Here is a 24,946-nt window from a genome sequence, read left to right as displayed (position 1 = left end):
CAACATTTGTCGTATGCGATCCTCCGGCGAAGGTCAAAAACTAGGCATTTTGCCAATTTGGGCGAAAATTAGGCAAAAGCCTTGTGCACTGCGCAAATTTCTCTCAATCAATTTTTAACCGACCCTCGTTGTTTCCATAAGGCCAATATAATAAGCGACTGATAATGTGTCGTTATTCCCCTTTTACCGGCATCATCTCGGCGATTGGCATGGCGGTTGCATCGTAGTGTTGCGGTGCAATCAACCAGCTTGGAGTGTTAGGCATGAGGGGTAATTTCTCGACAATAACAAAAATGTTTACAAAAATGTTTTCGGCAAGCGTCGTCGCTGCCGGCCTGTTGATGTCGGCACCCGCCAGGGCGGCTGACGACACGATCAAGGTCGGCATTCTCCATTCGCTGTCGGGGACCATGGCGATTTCGGAGACGACGCTGAAGGACGCCATGCTGATGCTCATCGACGAGCAGAATGCCAAGGGCGGCCTGCTCGGCAAGAAGCTCGAAGCCGTGGTCGTCGATCCGGCTTCCAACTGGCCGCTGTTCGCCGAGAAGGCGCGCGAGCTGATCTCCAAGGACAAGGTCGCCGCGGTGTTCGGCTGCTGGACCTCGGTGTCGCGCAAATCGGTGCTGCCGGTCTTCAGCGAGCTCGACAATATCCTGTTCTACCCGGTCCAGTATGAGGGCGAGGAAAGCGAGCGGAACGTATTCTATACGGGTGCCGCGCCAAACCAGCAGGCCATTCCGGCCGTCGACTATCTGATGAGCGAAGACGGCGGTTCGGTGAAGCGCTGGGTGCTCGAAGGTACCGACTACGTCTATCCGCGCACCACCAACAAGATCCTCGAGGCCTATCTGAAGGCCAAGGGCGTCGCGGCGGAAGACATCATGGTCAACTACACGCCGTTCGGCTTCTCCGACTGGCAGACCGAAGTTTCCGCAATCAAGAAGTTCGGTTCGGCCGGCAAGAAGACCGCCGTTGTGTCGACCGTCAACGGCGACGCCAACGTGCCGTTCTACAAGGAACTCGGCAACCAGGGCATCAAGGCCGAGGACATTCCGGTCATGGCCTTCTCGGTCGGCGAGGAAGAGCTTGCCGGTCTCGACACCGCGCCGCTGGTCGGCCATCTCGCCGCCTGGAACTACTTTGAAAGCGTCGATACGCCCGAGAACAAGAAGTTCATCGCCGACTGGCACAAGTTCATCAAGAACGACAAGCGCACCACCAACGACCCGATGGAAGCCCACTACATCGGCTTCAACATGTGGGTGAAGGCGGTCGAGAAGGCCGGCACCACCGATCCGGACAAGGTCATCGACGCCATGATCGGCGTTTCGGTGCCGAACCTGACCGGCGGCTATTCGACGATGATGCCGAACCATCACATCACCAAGCCGGTGCTGATCGGTGAAATCCAGGCCGACGGCCAGTTCGAGACGGTTTCGCGCACGCCAGGCCTGGTGATGGGCGACGAATGGTCCGACTACCTGCCTGACTCCAAGGACCTGATCTCCGATTGGCGCGCGCCTCTGTCGTGCGGCAACTTCAATGTCGCTACCGGCAAATGCGGCGGCAAGGGCACAAACTGATCCTCCCAGGTCTGACCAGGTCTGGACCGTAGGCCCATGACCTAGGACCGCCAGCGTCCGGACGGTTTCCTCCGCCGTCCGGACGCCCAATTCAACCTTCAAAGGTCGCCTGAAGCCGATGAACCTGTTCCGCGCGATTGGCCTGACGCTGTTGTTCCTGCTGGCGACTTTGTCGTCGTCGGGTGCTGGCGAAGCCGAGCTGCGCACCATCATCGCCAAATTCGCGACAGCCAAGGGTTTTTCGGAGACGGGGGCTGTCGTTCACGAGCTGGCGGCTACAGGTGATCCGGCTGTCGAACAGCCACTTGCGGCACTCGCCGACGGCAACCTCTATATCCGCAAAGCCGATTCGCTGGTTTTCGTCGGCAAGGAAGTCGGCGACGGCGTTGAGCTGCTCGACCCGCTGAGCGGTGAAAAGTCGGCGGATGCTGCCAAGGACGACATCACCAAGATCAAGGTCAACAACACGCTGCGCCGCGCCATCCGCGATGCGCTGGGCACGCTGACGCTCGGCGCCAAGGATCCGGCCGTGCGCATCGCCGCCGCCGACACCATGTTCAAGACACCCGACGCCGCAAACATCGGACCGCTCGATACGGCGATCGCCAGTGAGACGGTCGCGAGTGTCAAGGCCCTGCTCGAACAGGCCCGCGCCGCTTCGGTTCTTGTCTCGGATCGTCCGGATGCAGACAAGCTTGCCGCCGTCGCTCTGATCGGTGCGCGTGGCGACCGCGATGCGGTTTCGCTGCTTACCTCGGTCGAGGCGAATTCTTCAGGCGCGGTCAAGGACGCGGCGACGGCGGCTATTCGTAACATCAATTCGACGCTGGCATTCTGGGATGCCGGCCAGAACATCTGGTACGGCATTTCGCTGGGATCGGTGCTGCTGCTGGCGGCGATCGGGCTTGCCATCACCTTCGGCGTCATGGGCGTCATCAACATGGCGCATGGCGAGATGGTCATGCTCGGCGCCTACACGACCTTTGTCGTACAACAGGTGATCCGGACATCCTTTCCCGGCCTGTTCGACTGGTCGCTGGTGATCGCGCTGCCGCTCGCCTTTCTCGTCGCAGCGCTTGTCGGCCTGGCCATCGAGCGCGGCGTCATCCGCTTCCTCTACGGGCGGCCGCTGGAGACATTGCTGGCGACATGGGGCGTCTCGCTGATCCTGCAGCAGGCCGTGCGCTCAATCTTCGGACCGACCAATCAGGAAGTGGGCAATCCCTCCTGGATGTCGGGCTCGTTCAATATCGGTCAGCTCGCAATCACCTGGAACCGTCTGTGGATCCTGGTTTTCGCGCTCACCGTCTTCGCCGTGCTGCTCTATGTGATGAAGCGCACGTCCTGGGGCCTGCAGATGCGCGCCGTCACCGCCAACCGGCGCATGGCCGCCTCGATGGGCATCAGGACGCCTTGGGTCGACGCGCTGACCTTCGCGCTGGGTTCGGGCATTGCCGGTATCGCGGGTGTCGCGCTCAGCCAGATCGACAATGTCTCGCCCAATCTCGGCCGCGGCTACATCATCGACAGCTTCATGGTCGTCGTCTTCGGCGGCGTCGGCAATCTGTGGGGCACGCTGGTCGGCGCCTTCGCGCTCGGCATCGTCAACAAGTTCCTCGAACCCTATGCAGGCGCCGTACTCGGCAAGATCGTCGTGCTTGTGCTGATCATCCTGTTCATCCAGAAGCGCCCGCGCGGCCTGTTCGCGCTCAAGGGCAGGGCGGTGGAAGCATGATCACCGGACGCTTCTTCGCCGCGGGCGCGGACCGCCGCATCGCCATCACGATTCTCACCCTGCTGGCGGTGGCCATCATCGTGCCGCTGCTCAACCTGGCTGTGTCGCCGACCAGTGCATTCTACGTGCCGTCCTACATCGTGGCGCTGACCGGCAAGTATCTCTGCTATGCGCTGCTTGCGCTCGCGCTCGACCTTGTCTGGGGCTATTGCGGCATCCTTTCGCTCGGCCACGGCGCCTTCTTCGCTCTCGGCGGCTATGCGATGGGCATGTATCTGATGCGCCAGATCGGCTCGCGCGGCGTCTATGGCAATCCCATCCTGCCGGACTTCATGGTGTTCCTGAACTACAAGGAATTGCCCTGGTTCTGGTATGGTTTCGACCATTTCTGGTTCGCAGGTCTCATGGTGCTCACGGTGCCCGGCCTGCTTGCCTTCGTCTTCGGCTGGTTCGCCTTCCGCAGCCGTGTCACCGGCGTCTATCTCTCGATCATCACCCAGGCGATGACCTATGCGCTGCTGCTCGCCTTCTTCCGCAACGACATGGGTTTTGGCGGCAACAACGGCCTGACCGATTTCAAGGATATTCTCGGCTTCAACGTGCAGGCCGATGCAACGCGTTCGGCGCTCTTCGCCGCCAGCGCGGTGACGCTCGCGCTCGCCGTGTTCGTCACCTGGGCGATCGTCGGTTCCAAATACGGCAAGCTGTTAATGGCCGTGCGTGACGCCGAGAGCCGCACCCGCTTCCTCGGCTGGCGGGCGGAAAATGTAAAACTGTTCGCCTTCACCATCTCGGCGGTGATGGCCGGGATCGCCGGCGCCCTCTATGTACCGCAGGTCGGCATCATCAATCCCGGCGAATTCGAACCGTCCAATTCGATCGAGGTGGTGATCTGGGCGGCCGTCGGTGGGCGCGGCACCATCGTTGGCCCGATCATCGGCGCTCTGCTGGTCAATGCGGGAAAGTCCTGGTTCACCGGCGTGTTGCCGGAATTCTGGCTGTTTGCGCTCGGCGGCCTGTTCGTCGCCGTCACGCTTTTGCTGCCCAAGGGCATCGTCGGCATGTGGGATTCCTGGCGCGGCAACGCCAGGGCGTTGCGTGCGGCCTCGATTGCCGAGGAATCCGGCACCGATCCTGATCTGCCGCCGCCGCAGAAGATCGTTCGCAGCGCGGCGACAAAGCCGGGCGACTGGTCGTCCAGCCCCGAACCACAGCCGGCGGAGTGAGGGGTCATGAGCAAGTCGCACACGATCCTCTATCTCGACGGCGTCTCGGTTTCCTTCGACGGTTTTCGCGCCATCAACAACCTGTCGCTGGTGCTCGACAAGGGCGAGATGCGCGCCATCATTGGCCCCAATGGCGCCGGCAAGACGACGATGATGGACATCGTCACCGGCAAGACTCGGCCCGACGAGGGCGAGGTGTTCTTCGACGGCCAGGTCGATCTGACCAAGCATGATGAAGCCGAGATCGCCATGATGGGCATCGGCCGCAAATTCCAGAAGCCGACCGTCTTCGAAAGCCACACGATCGAGGAAAATCTGATGCTGGCGCTGAAGGGGCCGCGCTCGATCTTCCCGGCGCTGTTCCATCGCCGCTCAGCCGGCGAAGCGCGGCAGATCGACGACATTCTCGGCATCATCCGGCTTGGTGACAAACGCGACCAACTGGCGGCGAATTTGAGCCATGGACAGAAGCAGTGGCTGGAGATCGGCATGCTTCTGGCACAGGATCCGAAGCTGCTGCTGGTCGACGAGCCGGTCGCCGGTATGACCGACGCGGAGACCGAGGAAACCGCGCGGCTGCTCAAGGAGATTGCGCGCGACCATTCGGTCATCGTCGTCGAGCACGACATGCATTTCGTGCGCGAGCTCGGCGTCAAGGTCACCTGCCTGCATGAGGGCTCGGTGCTCTCCGAAGGCACGCTCGACTTCGTGTCGGCCGACGAACGCGTCGTCGAAGTCTATCTGGGGAGATGAGCATGGTCTGGCGCGTTCAATTCCATCGCTTCGATCTGTCCTTCCTCAGGTTCTGGAGAAGGCGCTGACATGCTCGAAGTTTCGAACGCCACGCTCCACTACGGCGCCGCCCAGGCATTGCGCGGCGTGTCGCTGAAGGCCGGCGCCGGCAAGATCACCTGCGTGCTCGGCCGCAACGGCGTAGGCAAGACCAGTTTGATGAGATCGATCGTCGGCCATCACCGGCTGACGAGCGGAAGCGTTGCCTTCGAGGGGAAGGCGCTCGACCGGAGCGCGGCGTATGACCGCGCCCGGTCGGGCATCGCATTCGTACCGCAGGGCAGGGAGATCTTTCCGCTGCTCACGGTGCGGGAGAACCTCGAATCGGGCTTCGCGCCACTGAAGCGCGCCGACCGCAACGTGCCCGCCCACGTCTTCGAGCTGTTTCCGGTGCTCAAGCAGATGCTCGGCCGTCGTGGCGGTGACCTGTCCGGCGGTCAGCAGCAGCAACTCGCCATCGGCAGGGCTCTGGTGATGCGGCCGAAGCTCCTAGTGCTCGACGAACCCACCGAAGGCATCCAGCCATCGATCATCAAGGATATCGGCCGCGCCATTCGCTATCTGCGCGACCAAGCCGGCATCGCCGTGCTTTTGGTCGAACAATATCTCGATTTCTGCCGCGAGCTTGCCGACGAGGTCAACATCATGGACCGCGGCCTGATCGTCCATACCGGCCCGGCGGAAGATCTCGACCGGGCCGATGTCCGCAAATTCCTGACCGTGTAGAATCTTTGTCTTGACGCAATTCCAGATGGAAAACCGTTTCACACTTTTCCTGGAATTGCTCTAAGCGCGTCGCATCCAAACGGATTCAAAAGACGCGCCTTAGATCTGTCTTTTTTTCGCATGTCGTTGTCCCAAAACCGCTGCGAACTTTGGGCGACATGCACTAGAATCAGCGCTGGACTTCAGGTGACGGTCCGAAGTCTTTCGCAAGCCCAATATTTCTCCGATCCAGTCATCCGTGTCTCTCTGGCGCGCCGGCGGCTGCGTGCTACTCTTTTTCTTGGCTTTTGTGAGTCGGCCGTTTCCGTATCAGTCTGGTTATCGCAGATCGAGGGACGCGGCGAAGGCCGGGCAAGTTCCACGCAAGCAAGCATTCCTAGCTTCCCTCCTGCGATCTGATCGTCGTTCAACACGTTTGGGCACACAGGCTAAGGGACAGCCATGGAACGTTACGTCGAGGACTACCAGAAACGGCGGCTTACCGAGCGCGTCGATATCATCACCGCCATCAACATATTGAGGTCCCAGGGATACGAACGCGACGAACTGATCGCGGAGATCACCAAGGTCTTCTATGTCGACCTCGATGCCTTCAACGAAATCGTCATGGCGGCATAGAAGCCGCGTTCGCCGTTCCAACAATCGTTGTGGTCAGCTCGCCCGCCGGAATGCCGAGGCGGTGACGCGGTTGCGGCCGCCGCGCTTGGCGGCGTAGAGCGCCTTGTCGGCGGCGCTGAGCACCTTGTCGAAGCTGAGGCCATCCTTGGTGCCGAAAGCAAATCCGGCGCTGACCGTGCATGTCAGGGAGCCGGTCTCGGTTTCGATGCGGCACGCGGCGAAGGCAGCCCGTATGGCCTCGGCTGTGGCCTCAACCGTTTCCGGCAATGTCCGCTTCAGCACCAGTGCGAACTCCTCGCCGCCCATACGTGCGGCGACGTCGGCCGGGCGAAGATTGCCGGCCAGTTCCCTGGCGAATACCCTCAGCACCTCGTCGCCAGCGGCGTGACCGAATTCGTCGTTGATGGCCTTGAAGCCGTCGAGGTCGAAGACGACAACAGCGGTGAAAGCGCCGACCGGTGCATTGCCGTGCATGTCGAACAGGGCGCGGCGGTTGAGCAGGCCGGTCAAGGGATCGGTCAGGGCGTTGTGGCGGTGATGCCTGGCCAGACGCCCCTGATTGAGCGCCAGTGACAGCGCTCCGATGCCGGTCATGCTGGCGATGACGATGATGAGGCTCAACTCCTCGGCCCAATTGCTTGGCGCATGCCCAAGGATCAGCTTTCCGTCCCAGGCGAGAACCATGGCGCAGAGAGCGAAGGACGTGGCCGTGGCCGAATAGAGTGCGGTGATGCCTATTGTGAGCGCTGGGGCTTCGTTGCGGCCCTTCCAGTATTCGAGCGCCGTTGCGAACAGAAGCAAGGCGGCAAACAGGTTCTCGAACATGAAGCCGAGACCGTCATAGCCAAGCGCCATGGGAGGCAGTGCAACGGCCAGCGAAATGCTGCCGAACATCGTTCTCGGGATCGGCGAACCGCCGGTCCTGAACTGGTAGGCAGCGCCCAGCATGGCCGAAAAACCAAGCAGGAGCAGGGCAAGCGTCGCGATACCAAGCAGACGCCCGGGCATGTCGATATAGGCGTCATAGGCAAAAATGTCGCCGACCACCAACAGCAGGCTGATCGCCCATGTCAGCAGGAATTTCTCCGAGCGAGCGGTCAGCCACATCCCAAACAGTGTCAGGCCCAGGCAGGTGGCGGAAAAACCGACAGCCAGCAGAAGTGAAGTGTAGTCGAGCGACATGCCCCTCGTTCCTTGCCGGCGGCGATCCCAGCTCTGCGGCTTGGCCAAGCTGAATTCATGCAGCAAGGAGGTATCGATAAGGTTACGACGGCGCCGAAATTGCCACGATTGGACACTTTGCTACGCTCAAAACGCGTATGAGACGTGCCTGGCGTGTGAAACGTCTTGTGCTGGCGCTTCTCAGTCGGCCACTCGCTTCATCAGCGCCATGGCTCCGAATGGCGCGCGCACCTTGCCCTCGGTGATGAAGTAGACGAACACGTCGCGTGGCTGGACCGGTGCGTCCGTCTTGGGGTCCGCGCGCCGCAGGTCGACCGGTTGCTTGCCCTCCGCCCAGGTCCTGGCGCGCGCGGCCCATTCGTCGAGGCCCTTGGGCGTGTAGCAGTCGGCATTGTCGTCGCTGCCAGTCTGCAGCCGCGCATAGATGAAATCGCCGGTGACGTCGGCGATATCAGGATATTTTGCATGGTCGGCATAGACGATTGCCACCTTGTATTTGCGGACCAGCGCGACGAATTCCGGCACGATGAAACTGTCGTTGCGCACCTCGACCGCGTGGCGCAGGGCAACGCCGTCCTGCTTTTCCGGCAGCAATTTGAGAAAGGCTTCGAAATCGTCCGGATCGAACTTTTTCGTCGGTGCGAACTGCCACAGGATCGGCCCGAGCTTTTCACCGAGTGCGGCCACGCCGGAGCCGAGGAAACGCACCATCGATTCGCCGGCCTCGCCGAGCACGCGCCGGTTAGTGACGAAGCGGTTGCCCTTCAGCGCGTAGACGAAACCATCCGGTGCTTCGCTCGCCCATTTGACGAAGGTCGGCTCCTTGAAGCTCGAATAATAGGTGCCGTTGACCTCGATGCTCGGCACCTGCCGGCTGGCGTATTGCAGTTGCTTGGCCTTGGAGAGCTTTTCGGGATAGAAGGACGAATCCCAGGGCTCGAACGTCCAGCCGCCCATGCCGGAGCGGATTGTTCCCGATTTGCTCATAGTCATCCCTCCCAAGTTCAGAAAATCAGGCCGTCGTGATCTCAGCCACTGGCTTGGCCATGTCGACGACCGTCCATCCCGGCCGATAGGGATTGGGCCGGCGGCCCGTTTCCCGAAAACCATAGGCCGTGTAGAGCACAATGTTCCGCTCCATCCGGGCGTTGGTGTAGAGCCGCACCTCGGGCAGGCCCCACAGCCGCGTCTGTTCATCGGCGTGTCTGAGCAGGACGATGCCGAAGCCCTTGCCCTGAAATTCTGGCGCGACAGCGACGGAGAAGATCATCGCATGGTCGTCATGCCGCTCGATGACGATCAGCCCGGCTAACTTACTGTCGCTCTCCAGCAGCCAGACCTCGCCGCGTTCGACCCTCGGCGCGTAATCCTCCGTGACCGGAATCGGCGGTGCGCCGAACAGTGCGGTATAGGTCGCATAGGCGGCTTCCGTCAGCGAAGCGATTGCGGCGAGATCTTCGGGGCGCGCTTCTCTAATTTTCATTTAGAGCTCTTCCAAACGCCCACCGGTTGCCCATTCACTCCGCCGCTTCGCGCTTGCCTCCGGGGCGTCGCTCCAGCAGTTCTTTCAGGAACTGGCCGGTGTAGCTGCGCTTTTCGCGCACGATGGCTTCCGGTGTGCCGGAGGCGACCAGTTCGCCGCCGCCGTCGCCGCCTTCGGGGCCGAGATCGAGCACCCAGTCGGCGGTCTTGATCACCTCGAGATTGTGCTCGATGACCACCACCGTGTTGCCCTGGTCGACCAGTTCATGCAGCACTTCCAGCAGCTTGGCGACGTCGTGGAAGTGTAGGCCGGTTGTCGGCTCGTCGAGGATGTAGAGCGTCTTGCCGGTCGCCTTGCGCGACAGTTCCTTGGCCAGCTTGATGCGCTGCGCCTCGCCGCCCGACAGCGTCGTCGCCTGCTGGCCGATATGGATATAGCCGAGGCCGACCTGCTTCAGCGTGTCGAGCTTGTCGCGCACGCCGGGCACGGCGGCGAAGAAATCGACGCCTTCCTCGACTGTCATGTCGAGCACGTCGGCGATCGATTTGCCCTTGAACAGCACGTCGAGCGTCTCGCGGTTGTAGCGCTTGCCGTGGCAAACGTCGCAAGTGACGTAGACGTCGGGCAGGAAGTGCATCTCGATCTTGATGACGCCGTCGCCCTGGCAGGCTTCGCAGCGGCCCCCCTTGACGTTGAAGGAGAAGCGGCCGGGCTGGTAGCCGCGTGCCTTGGCCTCGGGCAGCCCGGCGAACCAGTCGCGGATCGGTGTGAAGGCGCCGGTGTAGGTGGCCGGGTTCGAACGCGGGGTCCTGCCGATCGGCGACTGGTCGATGTCGATGACCTTGTCGAGGAATTCGAGACCCTCGATGCGGTCGTGGTCGGCCGGATGCTCGCGCGAACCCATGATGCGGCGCGACGCCGCCTTGAACAGCGTCTCGATCAGGAAGGTCGACTTGCCGCCGCCCGACACGCCGGTTACGGCGGTGAAGGTGCCGAGCGGGATTTCGGCAGTGACGTTCTTCAGATTGTTGCCGCGCGCGCCGACGATCTTCAGCCGCCGGTTCTTCTTCGGCTCGCGCCGCACGCCGGGTGTCGCCACTTCGAGCGCGCCCGAAAGATATTTGCCGGTGATCGAATTGGGATTGGCCATCACCTGCTGTGGCGTGCCTTGGGCGATGATCTCGCCGCCATGGATGCCGGCGGCCGGACCCATGTCGACGACATAGTCGGCATGCAGGATGGCGTCTTCGTCATGCTCGACGACAATCACCGTGTTGCCGATGTCGCGCAGGTGCTTCAACGTGTCGAGCAGGCGTGCATTGTCGCGCTGATGCAGGCCGATCGACGGCTCGTCCAGCACGTAGAGCACGCCGGTGAGGCCGGAGCCGATCTGCGAGGCCAGCCGAATGCGCTGGCTCTCGCCGCCCGACAGCGTGCCGGAATTGCGCGACAGCGTCAGGTAGTCGAGCCCGACATCGTTGAGGAAGCGCAGCCGCTCGCGGATCTCCTTGAGCACGCGCACGGCGATCTCGTTCTGCTTGTCGTTGAGCGACGCCGGCAGGTCGGTGAACCACTGGTCGGCCTTGCGGATGGAAAGCTCGGTGACTTCGCCGATGTGCCTGCCCGCGATTTTCACGGCCAGCGACTCGGGCTTCAGCCGATAGCCCTTGCAGACCGGGCATGGCGTGGCCGACATGAAGCGCTCGATCTCCTCGCGCATCCAGGCGGATTCGGTCTCTTTCCAGCGGCGCTCGAGATTGGGGATGACGCCTTCAAAGGTCTTGGTCGTCTTGTAGGAGCGCAACCCGTCATCATACTGGAACGTGATCTCGCGCTCGCCGGTGCCGCGCAGGATGGCTTCCTTTGCCTCTTCGGCCAGATCCTTGAATTTGTCGCCGAGCTTGAAGCCATAGGCCTTGCCCAGCGCTTCCAGCGTCTGCGCGTAATAGGGCGAGGTCGACTTCGCCCACGGGCTGACGGCGCCGTCGCGAAGCGAGACGTTTTCGTCCGGCACGATCAAATTGCCGTCGATGGCGCGCTGGCTGCCGAGACCGTCGCAGGTCGGGCAGGCGCCAAACGGGTTGTTGAACGAGAACAGCCTTGGCTCGATCTCGGGAATGGTGAAGCCCGAGACCGGGCACGCGAATTTTTCCGAGAACAGGATGCGCTCATGCGTCTCGTTCTTCGACTTGTTGACCGAGTCCTCGCCGGTCTGGCTGGCGTCGAGCGGCTTGTCGGCGAATTCGGCGACCGCCAGCCCGTCAGCCAGTTTCAGCGCGGTCTCGATGGAGTCGGCAAGCCGGGTGGCGAGATCGCCGCGCACGACGATGCGGTCGACAACGACGTCGAGGTCATGCTTGTACTTCTTGTCCAGCGCCGGCACGTCGGCGATTTCATAGAAGACGCCGTCGACCTTGACGCGCTGAAAGCCCTTCTTCTGCAGCTCCAGCAATTCCTTGCGGTATTCGCCTTTGCGGCCGCGCACCATCGGCGCGAGGATGAACAGGCGGGTGCCTTCTTCGACCGCCAGCACACGGTCAACCATTTGGCTGACCGTCTGGCTTTCGATCGGCAGGCCGGTGGCCGGCGAATAGGGGATACCGACGCGCGCGAACAGAAGCCGCATGTAGTCGTAGATCTCGGTGACGGTGCCGACCGTCGAACGCGGGTTCTTCGAAGTCGTCTTCTGCTCGATCGAGATGGCAGGCGACAGACCGTCGATCTGGTCGACGTCCGGCTTCTGCATCATTTCGAGGAATTGCCGCGCATAGGCAGACAGGCTTTCGACGTAGCGGCGCTGGCCTTCGGCATAGATGGTGTCGAAGGCAAGTGACGATTTGCCGGAACCAGACAGGCCGGTCATGACGATCAGGCTGTCACGCGGCAGGTCGAGATCGACATTCTTCAAATTGTGTTCGCGCGCCCCGCGAATGGAAAGATATTTATGGTCGGCCATCGCCGGTCGCCGCCTCAGAATCTGGAATTGCCTGGAATGGCGGGTTTTCCCGGCCATCCCCTATGTAGGTATTATTGCCGCCACGTCGAGAGACGCCACAATTCCCGACAAAAGCGTTTAACCGTCTTTCGCGTGAACGGGCAAGCGGAAAGAACAAAGGCCGAACACGCTCCTGACAAAAGCTGTGCAAGAACTGACGTGGACGTAACCTCCCTGCGATCACATTTTTCGGTAACCGGCTATTGATGGTTGACGCCACCGACTCACGGGCGCAGTCTCCGGGCGTCAAACGAAGCCGGCCGTCTTTCGATGGCCTCGCCGCCAGAGGCGGCCTGCGAGACGCCGCAGGCATTCGCGATTTGTGCTTCGGGACGACACGTCGCAACGGACAAGGGAGTGGAGCCATGACGCCACCGGATCGTCCCCTCGGGTTCCAGTTGTCACTGGAGCCGCGGCAGGCATAAGTGCCAGGGTTCAGCGTTTTCGCCACCCGGCAAACCGTGACCTGCCATATCCCACAAAAATCAGAGACTGCTAGTCGGATCGTCGGCTGACGCCGCGGTGCATCCGAAATCAAACGCCGGCAGTACACTCCCGGCAAAATTGGATTTGAGATCCAAAAAAGCCCCGTCCGTTTGCGCAAAGCACGGCGGGGCTGTTTTTGTGTGCGGCGCGGTACGCCGCCACTCGGTATCAATTGCGTGGCGGCTTGATTGCGCCGGCGCCGACATCAACGGTGATGCTGCCGGAAATCCTGACATCCGTGTTGCCGATCTTGAACTGGCCGTTCCCCTTGCTGGGGAATGCGTCGTCGGGTTCGGGCTCGGGAGCCGGCTTGGCGATGCGATAGTCCCCGGTCACGCCAGGCAGGGCGCCTTTCTGCGCCGGCGGCGAACTGTCGCCGGCAAAGGCCGTGCCGTCCATAAGGCCGGCAACAGCGACCACGACAACGGCGATCCTGCGGTGCAATGTTCTGGACGAATGCGTGTCGGTCATCGCTCAATCATAGTGACGTGCCGCCAAAGGGACCAGACCGGCATCGTCAAATCTTCGACAGCCGGCAGGAATCAGATCTCGCCTAAAGCGCATCACGATTGATCGGTTTCAGGCGATGCGCATTCGGCGTCTGTTTTTACGCATGTCGTTCGCCCAAAACACAGACCACTTTTGGGCGACATGCATTGGCCTCACGCGGCCCGTTTGCGCGTATCGAAAACGTGGTCGACAATGCCCCAGGCCTGGGCCTCGCGGGCCGTCATGAAGTGGTCGCGGTCCAATGTGCGTTCGACCTCCTCATAGGTGCGGCCACAATGCTGCGCATAGAGTTCGGCCATCTGCCGCTTTGTCCGGCCGATGCGCTCGGCATGGCGCTGGATGTCGGAGGCCTGGCCCTGGAATCCACCCAGCGGTTGATGCAGCAGGATGGTGGCGTTCGGCAGGGAGATGCGACGTCCCGGCGTGCCTGCCATCAACAGGAACGAGGCCATCGAGGCGGCAAAGCCCATGCACACCGTCGACACCGGGCAGCTGATGTATTGCATCGTGTCGTAGATGGCGAAGCCGCTGGTCACCACGCCGCCGGGCGAGTTGATGTAGAGCGAAATCTCCTTGTCGGGATTGTCGGATTCCAGCGACAGCAGCTGGGCGCAGACCAGCGCCGAGATGTCGTCGTTGATCTCACCGTTGATGAAGACGATGCGCTCGCGCAGCAGCCGCGAGAAAATGTCGAAGGCGCGTTCGCCACGGCTCGATTGCTCGATCACCATCGGCACCAGATTGGCAAGGCCGCTCATTGTCTGTCTCCGTAGCTGCTGTTCGCTCAGGCCGCACGCAGCAAAAGGCGAGGCGTGTTCGCGGCGATTGGCTTTCGTGGCCTGTTTGCGCCGAGCGAAAGCCTGCAGCCGATGCCCGCCATGGCGACCGCGGGCATCGCCGTTCGGGCAAAGCCGCCATGGACGATGCGCAGATGCGTGCCGCCCGAGAGGGTGCGGGCGAGTGTGAAGGTGACTGTGCTGTCGAGCGGATCTTGCCGCGCGCTATCGCCTGGCTGCGGCCGCTCGCGCCAGGAATAGCGCAACAACCGTTCGGGTTCGGCGTCGAGGATTTCGCATTCGATCGCTGCCTCCGGTCCGGCAAAGGCAAAACGGCTGCCGGTCTCAGGCTTGATGTCGTTCGGCATCATCCAGGCGGCGAGCAGCTCCGGCACGGTCAGCGCCCGCCACACCTTTTCCGGCGGTTCCGGCAGGTCGCACTCAAACTCGACCGCATCAGGTGCTACCTCGGAGTCCGCGTGGCTTTGGCCTGTCATTGATCCCATGTTCTTCATTGATCCATGTCCTTCAAAACCGCCTTCAGCCTTTCGATGCGCTCCGGCCAGAAGGTCCGGTAGCGTTCGATCCAGGAAAGCAAGGGGGCAAGCCCTTGCGGATCGGCGCGGTAATAGGCGTTGCGGCCGGCCCGCCGCTCGACCACCAGGCCGGCGCCGCGCAGCACGGCCAGATGCTGCGAAACGGCCGGTTGCGACACCGTCATGCCGCTGCGCAGTTCCGAGACGCTCATCTCGCCAACGGCGAGCTGCTCAAAGACGGCTCGGCGCGTTGGGTCGGCAAGGGCGCGGAAAATCTCTGCTTCGATCATACAAAAGCATAAGTCGATACTTATTGATTTGGCAAGCACTGTTTTACGAGATTGTCGGAAGCCAGCGCCTCACTACCCCGGCAGGCCCATCAAACGTCGCCTCGAAGATTGGCGACGCAAGCACGGCGTGGATGTGAAGCGTTCCGGTGCCGACGTTCTTGAACCCGTGTTTCCCGCTCGCGGGAACGACAAGCGACTGGCCTGATGTCAGGACGTTGTGCTCATCGTCGATCCACATCTCGGCCCTGCCGGCGATAACGGTCAGCACTTCTTCGACGGGATGCCAATGCGTTGGAGCGCCGAGCATGGGTTCGACCCACTGCTCAAATATGCAAAGTTGCGATGCACCATTGATGGCCGACACATGCATACGGGTCTCCACACCTGCTCGCCATTGCTCGCGCTGCTGGTCCTTATGTGCGACGGACTTCATTTGATCGCGCCCGACCCATTCCCGATTTCATGGAAATTTCGGACCAGAACACTACATCTTACTGACAAACATTGACAGAACGTCGCCTGCATCGTAGAACGAAAAGGGAACAAAAACCTTGTGGGAAAAGGCAGCCATAGCAGGCGGCGATTGTCCGCAGCCTGTAAGGTGCTGCGACAAAAATTTGTTTCGGATGAGCGCGGAGAAGTATCATGGCGGGTAGCGTCAACAAGGTCATTCTGGTCGGCAACCTCGGTGCGGACCCCGAAATCCGTCGCCTGAACTCGGGCGAGCCGGTCGTCAACATCCGCATTGCGACGTCGGAAAGCTGGCGCGACAAGAATTCCGGCGAGCGCAAGGAAAAGACCGAGTGGCACAACGTCGTCATCTTCAACGACCAGCTCGCCAAGGTGGCCGAGCAGTATCTGAAGAAGGGGATGAAGGTCTATGTCGAAGGCCAGTTGCAGACGCGCAAATGGCAGGACCAGACCGGTAACGACAAGTATACGACGGAGGTCGTGCTGCAGAAATTCCGCGGCGAGCTGCAGATGCTCGATGCGCGCGGACAGGGCGAGGGCGGTCAGGTCGGCGGCTATGCCGGTGGCGGCAGCAGCCGCGGTTCCGATTTCGGCCAGTCCAGCCCGAGCGAAGGCTTCAATCGTGGCGGCGGCGGTGCCAAGAGCGGCGGTGGCGGCGGTTCGTCGCGCGAGCTGGACGACGAAATCCCGTTCTGAGGACAATCAACCCGGAGAGGCGGCAATGTCGCTGCAACCGCTGCTTGCCGCACCCTCACCAATCCCCTGGCATGCCTTTGCGGCCTTCGCAGCACTGGCGATAGGCGTCACGCAGCTGGCACTGCCGAAGGGAACGTCACGCCATCGCATCGCGGGCTATGTCTGGGCTGCGCTGATGCTGGTGATCGCCGTCTCGAGTTTCTGGATTCATGACATCCGCCTCATCGGCCCTTTCAGTCCGATCCATCTCCTGTCGATCCTGGTGCTGGTCACCGTGCCGCTGGCGGTGTGGCACGCCCGCAATCACCGCGTCGCCAAGCATCGCAAGTCGATGATTGCGCTGTATGTCTTTGCATTGGTCGGCGCCGGCATCTTAACGCTGTTGCCGGGCAGGGTCATGCATGACGTCGTCTTTGGCGTCGCCCGAGCCGGACCATGATCCTGTTTGATTCTTGAGGCGGATGACCTCAAGTGGAAGGAAATCTCAGGTGAAAGCACGCGTTAAGTGGGTCGAAGAGCGCACCTTCGTCGGCGAATCCGGTAGCGGCCACAAGGTGGTGCTCGGAACCGCGCTCGGACCGGAAGGCAAGACACCAGGCCCAAGCCCGATGGAACTGGTGCTGATCGGCACCGGCGGCTGTTCGGCCTATGATGTCGTCCATATTCTCGAGAAGGGCCGCGAGGCGGTCGAGGACTGCGTTGTCGAGCTCGACGCCGATCGGGCCGAAACCGAGCCCAGGGTTTTCACGCGCATCCACATGCATTTCGTCGTCAAGGGCCGGTCGCTCTCCAATGACAAGGTCAAAAGGGCGATCGACCTTTCGATCGAAAAATATTGTTCCGCCTCCGCGATGCTGGCCAAAACCGCCGCTATTACCCACGATTTCGAGGTCATTGATACGGCGGCGAAGTAGGGCCGGCTTCGGCGGCTCGCTGCGCGTCAACCCGCCATCAGCGCCTTGATACCGTCGGCGACGAACTGCACGGCGAGTGCTGCCAGGATGACGCCGAGCAGCCGGGTCAGGATCGAACGGCCGGTCTGGCCGAGGATGCGATCGATGCGTTCCGACAGTACGAACACCAGATAAGTGATGGCGAGGCAGACGAAGATGATGCCGACCAGCGCCGCTTGCGCGGCAAAGCCCTGAAACGAACCAGAGAGCAGCACCGTCGCCGAAATGGCGCCGGGGCCGGCGATCAGCGGGATCGCCAGGGGGAAAGCGGCGATGTTGTGGATCATGTCCTTGGTGATGGCGACGTCGCCGATCTTCTCCTTGCGATCCTGCCGGCGCTCGAACACCATTTCAAAGGCGATGAAGAACAGTAGGAAGCCACCGGCGACGCGGAAAGCCGGCAGCGTGATGCCGAACACCGACAGGATCGAGGCGCCGGCAACGGCAAACAGCGCCATGACCAGGAAACCGATAATCGAGGCGCGGACGGAAACCTGCTGGCGCTCCTCGCGATTCATGCCACGTGTCACGGCGAGGAACAGCGGGGCCAGCCCAGGCGGATCGATGGTCACGAGAATGGTGACGAAGGCGTTGAACAGGCTGTCGAAGCTCGGCATCTCTGACCCCTCCCGCCGGGCCGTGCCCGCACAAGGATATTGGTAGAGCAAAGGTCGGTCGGTGGGAACAGTCGGAGGGATGAAACCGGGGACTTCGGCAACCTTTGTCTTGACGCCATTCCCTAAGGAAAAGCGCTGCGCGCTTTTCCTGGGAAAACTGCTTTAGCCGGCAGCGCCGCAATAGGCCTCGATGCGATAGCCGTCCGGATCGACGACAAAGGCGGCATAGTAGTTTTCGCCATAGTCGGCGCGCAGGCCCGGTGGGCCATTGTCACTGCCGCCTTCACGCAAGGCGCTGGCATGAAAGGCGTCGACACTGGCCCGCGTCGGTGCTGCGAAGCAGAAATGCAGGCCGGATTCTTCCTCTGGTGGCACAGGCCGCGCGGCTTCGTTGACCCATAGCGCGACGCCTTGCACGCCATAACCCAACGAGCCTGGCGACTGGCTGAGGCAGGTGTAGCCGAGCGGCTTCAGCGCAGCATCGTAGAAGCGCTTGGAAGCAGCGGCGTCGCGAACGCCGATCGAGACATGATCGAACATGTGTTTCTCCATTGTTGCAATGTCTTATGACGTCAGGTTGTAGCCATTCGGCGCGCCAGGAATTCGACTTCCAGGCGCCATGTCGCGCCATTGTCGTGGGAGCGCTCGCCGAGCCAGCGGAAGCTGTCCTTTGTGATGCGGGAAAAACTCCAGCGCACCGAAGAGCCGGTGCCATCGGCGCCCACTTGCACGATGGTGTCGCCCTCGGCGCGACCGAGCTGGCGGCTGTAATACTGGTTGCGCGGGTCGCTCCAGAAGATGTGCCAGGCATCCGCGGCGGGGTCATAGAGGCGCAACGTCGTGCCGTAGAACGTCCATTTGCTTAGGGAAGGCGAGGGGCCGGCGTCGCGTGCGGGCAGGATCCACACATCCTGGATCGCCCGGCCTTCCAGCACCCAGCCGAAATGCACCTCGCCACGCCCGGTCAGCACCGTGCCATCCTCAAGATGGCGCGAGGCGTCAAACGTCCAGGCGCCGACGAAGCGGCCGTAAAGGTCCAGTTTCTCGGCAAGTCCGTCGACTGGTCCGGGACTGTGCAAGGCTTCGGCAAACGAGGATTGTTCGTACATGGTTACGGTCTCTTCCTGTCAGGAGACCGGGAGGAGTAGGCCGTGATGGGGTTCTGGGCTTGGGAAAAATTGCTATATTTCGATCATGACAGCGACCACGCATAGTCTCGCATCCGGGGCCGGCTGGCACGTGGCGGATGTGATCTGCACGGCCAGCGCCGGTGACCGGCCGTTCGAGGAAGCACATCAGGATTTCTGTGTCGCCGCGGTCACCAGCGGCACGTTCCGATATCGCGCCCAGCAAGGCACGGCGATGCTGGCGCCTGGCGCGCTCCTGCTCGGCAACCCCGGCACGTGCTACGAATGCGGGCACGAGCACGGCAGCGGCGACCGTTGCCTCTCGTTCCATTTCGGGCCGGCTTACATGGAACGCATCGTGGCTGGTGTGCCGGGCGCCAGGAAGCTGGCCTTCAAGGTGCCGCGCCTGCCGCCATTGCCGGCCTTGGCGTGCTTGCTCGCCGAGGCCGAAACCGCTCGCGAGATGGCCGACATCGACGCCTTCGAGGAACTCGGGCTGCGCATTGCGGGTGCGGTGGCAACAGCCTCTGGCTCCACACCTGTCAGATGCGCGCCAAGCCGTCGCGATCAGAAACGGGTTGCCGAGGCAGTGCGGCGGATCGAAGTCGATGCCGACGGACCGATTTCGCTTTCGGCGCTTGCCGATGAGACGGCGACCAGCCCCTATCATTTCCTGCGCATTTTCCGGCAGGTCGCGGGCATGACGCCCTACCAGTTCCTGCTCAAGACCCGGCTGCACCGGGCGGCGGTGCGGCTGCGCATGTCAGACGATGCGGTCTCGGCGATCGCCTACGACGCCGGCTTCAACGATTTGTCGACGTTCAATCGTCGATTTCGGCGCGTCATGGGTGAGACGCCGGGCCAGTATCGCTCCCGCCGAGCGGGCGCACGCCAAAGCTCGCAGCACAAGCTGCGTTGAGATTCGCCATCGGTTTGGGAATGGCGATCGCAGCCAGTGTCCCGCCCGCGATCAGATCGCCATTGAGACCCCGGGGCCGCCAACCGCTCAGTGCTCGCAAAGGCAGCCACGAGGTCCAATTAGTCGCGCTCTTGGCTTTCGCTTGGGGAAAACGGCCCATTTCAGGCTTTTGCCCTGTGGCGGCGAAAACCGCCTTGGCCATATCGTCGCAATCTGTGGTATCCATTTGAAATTACCATCAAAATTGACACTGGAAAAGTGCTGCGGACGTTGGAGTTTCGGGCTTGCTTCCTATATAAGCAGCAAGTGATTCCTGATTAGATTGTGATCCGATTTGACCGACCAAAAGACACCGCGCGGCGCCGACGGCGGCCCCTCCGGCATCGAGCCGATATCCATCGTCGAGGAGATGCAGCGCTCCTATCTCGATTACGCCATGAGCGTGATCGTCAGCCGCGCGCTGCCGGATGTGCGCGACGGCCTGAAGCCAGTGCATCGCCGCATTCTCTTCGCCTCGCATGAGAGCGGTTACCACTGGAACCGCAAATATGTGAAATCGGCACGCCCGGTCGCCGACGTGATGGGTAAATATCATCCGCATGGCGACGCCTCCATCTATGACGCGTTGGTTCGCATGGCGCAGGACTGGTCGCTGCGCGTACCGCTGATCGACGGGCAAGGCAATTTCGGCTCCATCGACGGCGATCCGCCGGCGGCGATGCGCTATACGGAATCGCGGCTGACCAAGGTCGCGCACGAGCTGCTGGAGGACATCGACAAGGACACCGTCGATTTCCAGGACACCTATGACGCGTCCGGCAGCGAACCCAAGGTTCTGCCGGCACGCTTCCCCAATCTGCTGGTCAACGGCTCCGGCGGCATCGCCGTCGGCATGGCGACCAACATCCCACCGCACAATCTCGGCGAAGTCTGCAACGGCGCGATTGCCATCATCGACAATCCGGCGATCGACCTGCCGGCGCTGATGGAGATCATTCCGGGCCCGGATTTCCCGACCGGCGGCATCGTGCTTGGCCGTTCAGGCATCTACAGCGCCTATTCGACCGGTCGCGGCTCCATCGTCATGCGCGGCAAAGTCAACATCGAGGCGCGCGGCAACGACCGTGAATCGATCATCATCACCGAGGTTCCCTACCAGGTGAACAAGTCGTCGATGATCGAGAAGATGGCCGAACTGGTGCGCGACAAGCGCATCGAGGGCATTTCCGACATCCGCGACGAGAGCGATCGCCAGGGTTACCGCGTCGTCATCGAACTCAAGCGCGACGCCGTCGCCGACGTCATCCTCAACCAGCTTTACCGCTTCACGCCGCTGCAGACCTCCTTCGGCGCCAATATGGTGGCGCTGAACGGCGGCAAGCCGGAACTGCTGACGCTGACCGACATGCTGCGGGCGTTCGTCGCTTTCCGCGAGGAAGTGATCACAAGGCGGACGAAATTCCTGCTGCGCAAGGCGCGCGACCGCGCCCATGTCCTGGTCGGTCTCGCCATCGCCGTCGCCAACATCGATGAAGTGATCAAGCTCATCCGCACCGCGCCGGATCCGCAGACGGCGCGCGAGCAGTTGATGGAGCGGCGCTGGCCGTCCGGAGATGTCGAATCGCTGATCCTTCTGATCGACGATCCGCGCCATCGCATCAATGAAGACGGCACCTACAATCTGTCCGAGGAGCAGGCGCGCGCCATCCTCGAACTGCGCCTGCAGCGGCTGACCGCACTTGGTCGCGACGAGATCGCCGACGAGTTGAACACGATCGGCGCCGAAATCATTGATTATCTGGACATTTTGTCGTCCCGCGCGCGCGTTCAGCAGATCGTCAAGGACGAACTCGCCGCCGTGCGCGACGAGTTCGGCACGCCACGCCGCACCGAGCTCACCGACGGTGGCGCGGACATGGAAGACGAGGACCTGATCCAGCGCGAGGACATGGTCGTGACGGTGAGCCATTCCGGCTACATCAAGCGCGTGCCGCTGTCGCTCTACCGGGCGCAACGCCGCGGCGGCAAGGGCCGCTCCGGCATGTCGACCAAGGAAGAGGATTTCGTCACCCGGCTGTTCGTGGCCAACACGCACACGCCGGTGCTGTTCTTCTCCTCGCGCGGCATCGTCTACAAGGAGAAGGTCTGGCGGCTGCCGATCGGCAATCCGCAGTCGCGCGGCAAGGCGCTGATCAACATGCTGCCGCTGGAGCAGGGCGAGCGTATCACCACCATCATGCCGCTGCCCGAGGACGAGACCATCTGGGGCGAGCTCGACGTGATGTTCGCCACCACGCGTGGCACCGTGCGCCGCAACAAGCTTTCCGACTTCGTCCAGGTCAACCGCAACGGCAAGATCGCCATGAAGCTGGAGGAGGAGGGCGACGAGATTCTTGGCGTCGAGACCTGCACCGACAATGACGACGTGCTCCTGACCGCCAGTTCCGGCCAGTGCATCCGCTTTTCGGTCGGCGACGTGCGCGTCTTCCAGAGCCGCAATTCGGTCGGCGTGCGTGGTATTGCCATGGCCGAGACAGACCGGGTGATTTCCATGGCGGTGATCGAGAATGTTGATGCGCCGCCGGCCGAGCGCGCCGCCTATCTCAAGCGGGCGGCGGCCGAACGGCGCCTTGCCGCCGGCATCGCCGCCGGCGAAGAGGAAGAGATCGCCCTGACCAACGAAGAGGTCGGCGAGGAGACGGAGCTTTCCGACGAACGCTACGAGTTCCTCAAGCAGCACGAACAGTACGTGCTGACGGTGACCGAGTATGGCTACGGCAAGCGCTCGTCGTCCTATGATTTCCGGCTGACTGGACGCGGCGGCAAGGGCATTCGTGCCACCGACGTGTCGAAGGTGGCGGAGATCGGCAGGCTGGTGGCGACCTTCCCGGTCGGCAATGACGACCAAATCATGCTGGTGTCGGATGGCGGCACCGTCATCCGGGTGCCGGTCGACGGCATCCGCTTCGCCAGCCGCGCCACCAAGGGCGTGACCATCTTCAACACGGCTGAAGGTGAAAAGGTGGTCTCGGTCGAGCGGATATCGGAGCCGCAGGCGGACGAGGAAATCGAAGAAAGCGCCGGCGCTGAGATTGATCCGACGGCGGACGCCGGTCCGGACAGCGCTGAGTAAGTCCAGGGCCAGCGCTTGACATAGCAACGCCGGCCCATTGGCCGGCGCGGCGGGAAGTTCAGGCGAAACTTAGTAGTGGCGATATGGCTTGCGGGGGCCGAAACCTTCGAAGCGCTTGGTGTTGGCTTTGATGCGGATGCGCTGAGCCTCCTGATGCAACCCGAATACGGTGGCGATCAGCATGGCGACGGTCATTGCAGTGGCAAGCATGTAGATCAGCATGTGCGTGTTCTCCTGCGCCTAACAACGAACAGATGGGATTTTGGTTTCATCTTATTAAGGTGCAACCTAGTGAACGCTGCGTGAAGGCTTCGTGATCAGCATGTTCATCTGTCGTTCATGCGCCGGAAAAGGTTCACGCCCCGCTCGCCAATCGGATTTGCCTTTGCGAGAGAGGCTCGCTAGAAGCACCAGCCATGACTGAACGCATCGCCCTCTATGCAGGCTCCTTCGACCCGCTGACCAACGGCCATCTCGACGTGCTGAAGGCGTCGCTGGCCGTGGCCGACATCGTCTATGCGGCGATCGGCATCCATCCGGGCAAGCAACCGCTGTTTTCCTTCGAGGAACGGGTGGCGCTGATCGAGAGTGCGACGAAGACATTGTTTGGCCGCGACGGCGCGCGCATCAAGGTCGTCGCCTTCGACGGGCTGGTCATCGACGCGGCCAGGAAGCAGGGCGCCTCGATCATGATCCGTGGCCTGCGCGACGGCACCGACCTCGACTACGAGATGCAGATGGCTGGCATGAACGAGACCATGGCGCCTGAACTGCAGACGGTTTTTCTGCCCGCCAGCCCGTCCGTGCGCACCATTACCGCCACACTTGTCCGCCAGATTGCCTCGATGGGAGGCGACATCCGCCCCTTCGTGCCGGCGGCGGTTGCCGGTGCGCTCACCGCCAAATTCGCGAAATAAAGACTCCGGAGAAAAACCCATGCAGCTGAAAAAGCTTGCCTCGCTCCTCATTGTGCTTGCCGGTCTTGTGACCGCATCGGTCTCGGCTTTCGCTGCCGATCCGGAAAACACCATGATCATCACGCTGAAGGATGGCGACGTCACCATCGCGCTTCGGCCCGATCTCGCGCCCAAGAACGTCGCGCAGATCAAGAAGCTGGTGCGCCAGGGCGCCTATGACAATGTCGCGTTCCACCGCGTCATCGACGGCTTCATGGCGCAGACCGGCGACGTCAAGTTCGGCAACATGAAGAAGGGGTTTAGCGCCGAGGCGGTCGGAACCGGCGGCTCCGATCAGCCCGACCTGCCGGCTGAATTCTCGCAGACCGAGCACTACAAGCGTGGCGTGGTCGGCATGGCCCGCTCACAGGACCCCAACTCCGCCAATTCGCAGTTCTTCATCATGTTCGCGCCGGCACCGCCGCTCGATGGCCAGTACACCATCGTCGGCAACGTCGTCAGCGGCATGGAACTGGTGGATCACATCAAGAAGGGCGACGAAGCGGACAATGGCACGGTCACCGATCCCGACCGGATGATCAAGGTGCGCATCGCCGCAGACAAGTAAAGTTGTCAAATAACTCTGTTTTCTCAAAAGGATATCTGACATGGCCGAGATCAAGGACCGCGAGAACGCGCTCATCATGGAAACGACCAAGGGCAAGGTCGTCATCGAACTTTTCCCCGACCTGGCGCCCGGCCATGTCGCCCGCATCAAGGAACTGGCGCGCGAAGGCGCCTATGATGGCGTGGTCTTCCACCGCGTCATCGAGGGCTTCATGGCGCAGACCGGCGACGTCAAGTTCGGCAATTCGAGCAAGCCTTCCTTCGCGCCGTCGCGCGCTGGTATGGGCGGCTCCGAGAAGCCGGACCTGAAGGCCGAATTCTCCAACGCCAACCATGGCCGCGGCACCTGCTCCATGGCCCGTTCGCAGAACCCGAACTCGGCCAATTCGCAGTTCTTCATCTGCTTCGACGATGCCGCTTTCCTCAACCGTCAGTATACGGTCTGGGGCCAGGTCATCGAAGGCATGGACAATGTCGACAAGATCAAGCGCGGCGAGCCGGTGCCGGACCCCGACAAGATCGTGTCGCTGAAGGTCGCGGCCGACGTCAAGTAAGGTAAACCGACA

27 protein-coding genes are annotated in these 24,946 nt (G+C 61.9%); 14 read left to right on the top strand and 13 right to left on the bottom strand.

All coding sequences use genetic code 11. The features are described 5' to 3' along the window. Window positions 1-305: 305 nt before the first annotated feature. The 6 genes from urtA to AC1D10_RS26790 all read left to right on the top strand — a co-directional run bounded on the left by urtA (window position 306) and on the right by AC1D10_RS26790 (window position 6,683). The gene (gene urtA, locus AC1D10_RS26815; protein ID WP_477277392.1) at window positions 306-1,586 is read left to right on the top strand and encodes an urea ABC transporter substrate-binding protein; all 1,281 of its coding nucleotides are present in this window, start codon (window positions 306-308) and stop codon (window positions 1,584-1,586) included. 118 nt (window positions 1,587-1,704) lie between these two features. Next, window positions 1,705-3,321 (top strand): urea ABC transporter permease subunit UrtB, encoded by a 1,617-nt coding sequence (urtB, locus tag AC1D10_RS26810; RefSeq protein WP_477277225.1) that lies wholly within the window; start codon window positions 1,705-1,707, stop codon window positions 3,319-3,321. Beyond that, window positions 3,318-4,547, top strand: a complete 1,230-nt coding sequence (urtC, locus tag AC1D10_RS26805; RefSeq protein ID WP_477277223.1) for an urea ABC transporter permease subunit UrtC — start codon at window positions 3,318-3,320, stop codon at window positions 4,545-4,547. The genes urtB and urtC overlap by 4 nt, the downstream gene beginning before the upstream one ends. 6 nt (window positions 4,548-4,553) lie before the next feature. Next, window positions 4,554-5,300, top strand: coding sequence for an urea ABC transporter ATP-binding protein UrtD (urtD, locus tag AC1D10_RS26800; RefSeq protein ID WP_477277221.1), 747 nt, complete (start codon window positions 4,554-4,556; stop codon window positions 5,298-5,300). Window positions 5,301-5,369: 69 nt separating this feature from the next. After that, window positions 5,370-6,065 (top strand): urea ABC transporter ATP-binding subunit UrtE, encoded by a 696-nt coding sequence (urtE, locus tag AC1D10_RS26795; RefSeq protein ID WP_056576776.1) that lies wholly within the window; start codon window positions 5,370-5,372, stop codon window positions 6,063-6,065. A 441-nt stretch (window positions 6,066-6,506) separates the two neighbouring features. Further along, complete coding sequence (locus tag AC1D10_RS26790) at window positions 6,507-6,683, top strand: hypothetical protein (protein ID WP_477277219.1); 177 nt, start codon at window positions 6,507-6,509, stop codon at window positions 6,681-6,683. A gap of 33 nt (window positions 6,684-6,716) precedes the next feature. Here AC1D10_RS26790 and AC1D10_RS26785 read toward each other — a convergent pair whose 3' ends face one another. From AC1D10_RS26785 to AC1D10_RS26745, 9 genes are all read right to left on the bottom strand, one after another. Then, window positions 6,717-7,865 (bottom strand): GGDEF domain-containing protein, encoded by a 1,149-nt coding sequence (locus AC1D10_RS26785; protein WP_477277217.1) that lies wholly within the window; start codon window positions 7,863-7,865, stop codon window positions 6,717-6,719. A 180-nt stretch (window positions 7,866-8,045) separates the two neighbouring features. Then, window positions 8,046-8,852 (bottom strand): DUF72 domain-containing protein, encoded by an 807-nt coding sequence (locus tag AC1D10_RS26780; RefSeq protein ID WP_477277215.1) that lies wholly within the window; start codon window positions 8,850-8,852, stop codon window positions 8,046-8,048. A gap of 25 nt (window positions 8,853-8,877) precedes the next feature. Further along, complete coding sequence (locus AC1D10_RS26775) at window positions 8,878-9,348, bottom strand: GNAT family N-acetyltransferase (RefSeq protein WP_477277213.1); 471 nt, start codon at window positions 9,346-9,348, stop codon at window positions 8,878-8,880. Between the two features lie 34 nt (window positions 9,349-9,382). Next, the gene (gene uvrA / locus AC1D10_RS26770; protein WP_477277211.1) at window positions 9,383-12,304 is read right to left on the bottom strand and encodes an excinuclease ABC subunit UvrA; all 2,922 of its coding nucleotides are present in this window, start codon (window positions 12,302-12,304) and stop codon (window positions 9,383-9,385) included. Between the two features lie 693 nt (window positions 12,305-12,997). Then, window positions 12,998-13,300 carry a hypothetical protein gene (locus tag AC1D10_RS26765; RefSeq protein ID WP_477277209.1) on the bottom strand — a complete coding sequence of 101 codons (303 nt, stop codon included), beginning with the start codon at window positions 13,298-13,300 and terminating at the stop codon, window positions 12,998-13,000. A 191-nt stretch (window positions 13,301-13,491) separates the two neighbouring features. Next, window positions 13,492-14,097, bottom strand: a complete 606-nt coding sequence (locus tag AC1D10_RS26760; protein ID WP_477277207.1) for an ATP-dependent Clp protease proteolytic subunit — start codon at window positions 14,095-14,097, stop codon at window positions 13,492-13,494. Window positions 14,098-14,123: 26 nt separating this feature from the next. Further along, window positions 14,124-14,612 (bottom strand): SRPBCC family protein, encoded by a 489-nt coding sequence (locus AC1D10_RS26755; RefSeq protein ID WP_477277205.1) that lies wholly within the window; start codon window positions 14,610-14,612, stop codon window positions 14,124-14,126. A 14-nt stretch (window positions 14,613-14,626) separates the two neighbouring features. Continuing rightward, a complete protein-coding gene (locus tag AC1D10_RS26750; RefSeq protein ID WP_477277203.1) occupies window positions 14,627-14,941 on the bottom strand; it encodes an ArsR/SmtB family transcription factor in 315 nt (104 codons plus the stop codon). 43 nt (window positions 14,942-14,984) lie between these two features. Next, window positions 14,985-15,374 carry a cupin domain-containing protein gene (locus AC1D10_RS26745; RefSeq protein WP_477277201.1) on the bottom strand — a complete coding sequence of 130 codons (390 nt, stop codon included), beginning with the start codon at window positions 15,372-15,374 and terminating at the stop codon, window positions 14,985-14,987. Window positions 15,375-15,586: 212 nt separating this feature from the next. Between AC1D10_RS26745 and AC1D10_RS26740 the strand changes: the two genes are divergently transcribed. From AC1D10_RS26740 to AC1D10_RS26730, 3 genes are read left to right on the top strand one after another with little or no spacing between them, the layout of a single operon-like run. Further along, the gene (locus AC1D10_RS26740; RefSeq protein WP_379022846.1) at window positions 15,587-16,108 is read left to right on the top strand and encodes a single-stranded DNA-binding protein; all 522 of its coding nucleotides are present in this window, start codon (window positions 15,587-15,589) and stop codon (window positions 16,106-16,108) included. A 25-nt stretch (window positions 16,109-16,133) separates the two neighbouring features. After that, a complete protein-coding gene (locus AC1D10_RS26735; protein ID WP_477277198.1) occupies window positions 16,134-16,547 on the top strand; it encodes a DUF2306 domain-containing protein in 414 nt (137 codons plus the stop codon). Window positions 16,548-16,596: 49 nt separating this feature from the next. Beyond that, on the top strand, window positions 16,597-17,022 hold the full coding sequence (locus AC1D10_RS26730; RefSeq protein ID WP_477277196.1) for an OsmC family protein: 426 nt from the start codon (window positions 16,597-16,599) through the stop codon (window positions 17,020-17,022). 26 nt (window positions 17,023-17,048) lie between these two features. Here AC1D10_RS26730 and AC1D10_RS26725 read toward each other — a convergent pair whose 3' ends face one another. From AC1D10_RS26725 to AC1D10_RS26715, 3 genes are all read right to left on the bottom strand, one after another. Further along, on the bottom strand, window positions 17,049-17,678 hold the full coding sequence (locus AC1D10_RS26725; RefSeq protein ID WP_023670949.1) for a MarC family protein: 630 nt from the start codon (window positions 17,676-17,678) through the stop codon (window positions 17,049-17,051). A gap of 162 nt (window positions 17,679-17,840) precedes the next feature. Next, window positions 17,841-18,218, bottom strand: a complete 378-nt coding sequence (locus tag AC1D10_RS26720) for a VOC family protein (protein WP_477277194.1) — start codon at window positions 18,216-18,218, stop codon at window positions 17,841-17,843. A 32-nt stretch (window positions 18,219-18,250) separates the two neighbouring features. Continuing rightward, window positions 18,251-18,787 (bottom strand): hypothetical protein, encoded by a 537-nt coding sequence (locus AC1D10_RS26715; protein ID WP_477277192.1) that lies wholly within the window; start codon window positions 18,785-18,787, stop codon window positions 18,251-18,253. Between the two features lie 85 nt (window positions 18,788-18,872). Between AC1D10_RS26715 and AC1D10_RS26710 the strand changes: the two genes are divergently transcribed. Together AC1D10_RS26710 and gyrA are read left to right on the top strand one after the other, a co-directional pair. Beyond that, window positions 18,873-19,724 carry a helix-turn-helix transcriptional regulator gene (locus AC1D10_RS26710; protein WP_477277190.1) on the top strand — a complete coding sequence of 284 codons (852 nt, stop codon included), beginning with the start codon at window positions 18,873-18,875 and terminating at the stop codon, window positions 19,722-19,724. A gap of 334 nt (window positions 19,725-20,058) precedes the next feature. Next, window positions 20,059-22,857: a DNA gyrase subunit A gene (gyrA, locus tag AC1D10_RS26705; protein ID WP_477277189.1), complete on the top strand. Its 2,799-nt coding sequence runs from the start codon at window positions 20,059-20,061 to the stop codon at window positions 22,855-22,857. 69 nt (window positions 22,858-22,926) lie between these two features. Here gyrA and AC1D10_RS26700 read toward each other — a convergent pair whose 3' ends face one another. Next, window positions 22,927-23,079 carry a hypothetical protein gene (locus AC1D10_RS26700; RefSeq protein ID WP_095085054.1) on the bottom strand — a complete coding sequence of 51 codons (153 nt, stop codon included), beginning with the start codon at window positions 23,077-23,079 and terminating at the stop codon, window positions 22,927-22,929. Between the two features lie 194 nt (window positions 23,080-23,273). Between AC1D10_RS26700 and coaD the strand changes: the two genes are divergently transcribed. The 3 genes from coaD to AC1D10_RS26685 all read left to right on the top strand — a co-directional run bounded on the left by coaD (window position 23,274) and on the right by AC1D10_RS26685 (window position 24,934). Next, the gene (gene coaD / locus AC1D10_RS26695) at window positions 23,274-23,774 is read left to right on the top strand and encodes a pantetheine-phosphate adenylyltransferase (protein WP_477277187.1); all 501 of its coding nucleotides are present in this window, start codon (window positions 23,274-23,276) and stop codon (window positions 23,772-23,774) included. 112 nt (window positions 23,775-23,886) lie between these two features. After that, window positions 23,887-24,381, top strand: coding sequence for a peptidylprolyl isomerase (locus AC1D10_RS26690; RefSeq protein ID WP_477277390.1), 495 nt, complete (start codon window positions 23,887-23,889; stop codon window positions 24,379-24,381). 40 nt (window positions 24,382-24,421) lie between these two features. After that, window positions 24,422-24,934: a peptidylprolyl isomerase gene (locus AC1D10_RS26685; RefSeq protein WP_195174493.1), complete on the top strand. Its 513-nt coding sequence runs from the start codon at window positions 24,422-24,424 to the stop codon at window positions 24,932-24,934. Window positions 24,935-24,946 lie beyond the last annotated feature (12 nt).

The sequence above is a fragment of the Mesorhizobium sp. P2_A8 genome (assembly GCF_056404935.1).
This window is presented reverse-complemented; position numbering and strand designations above follow the sequence as displayed.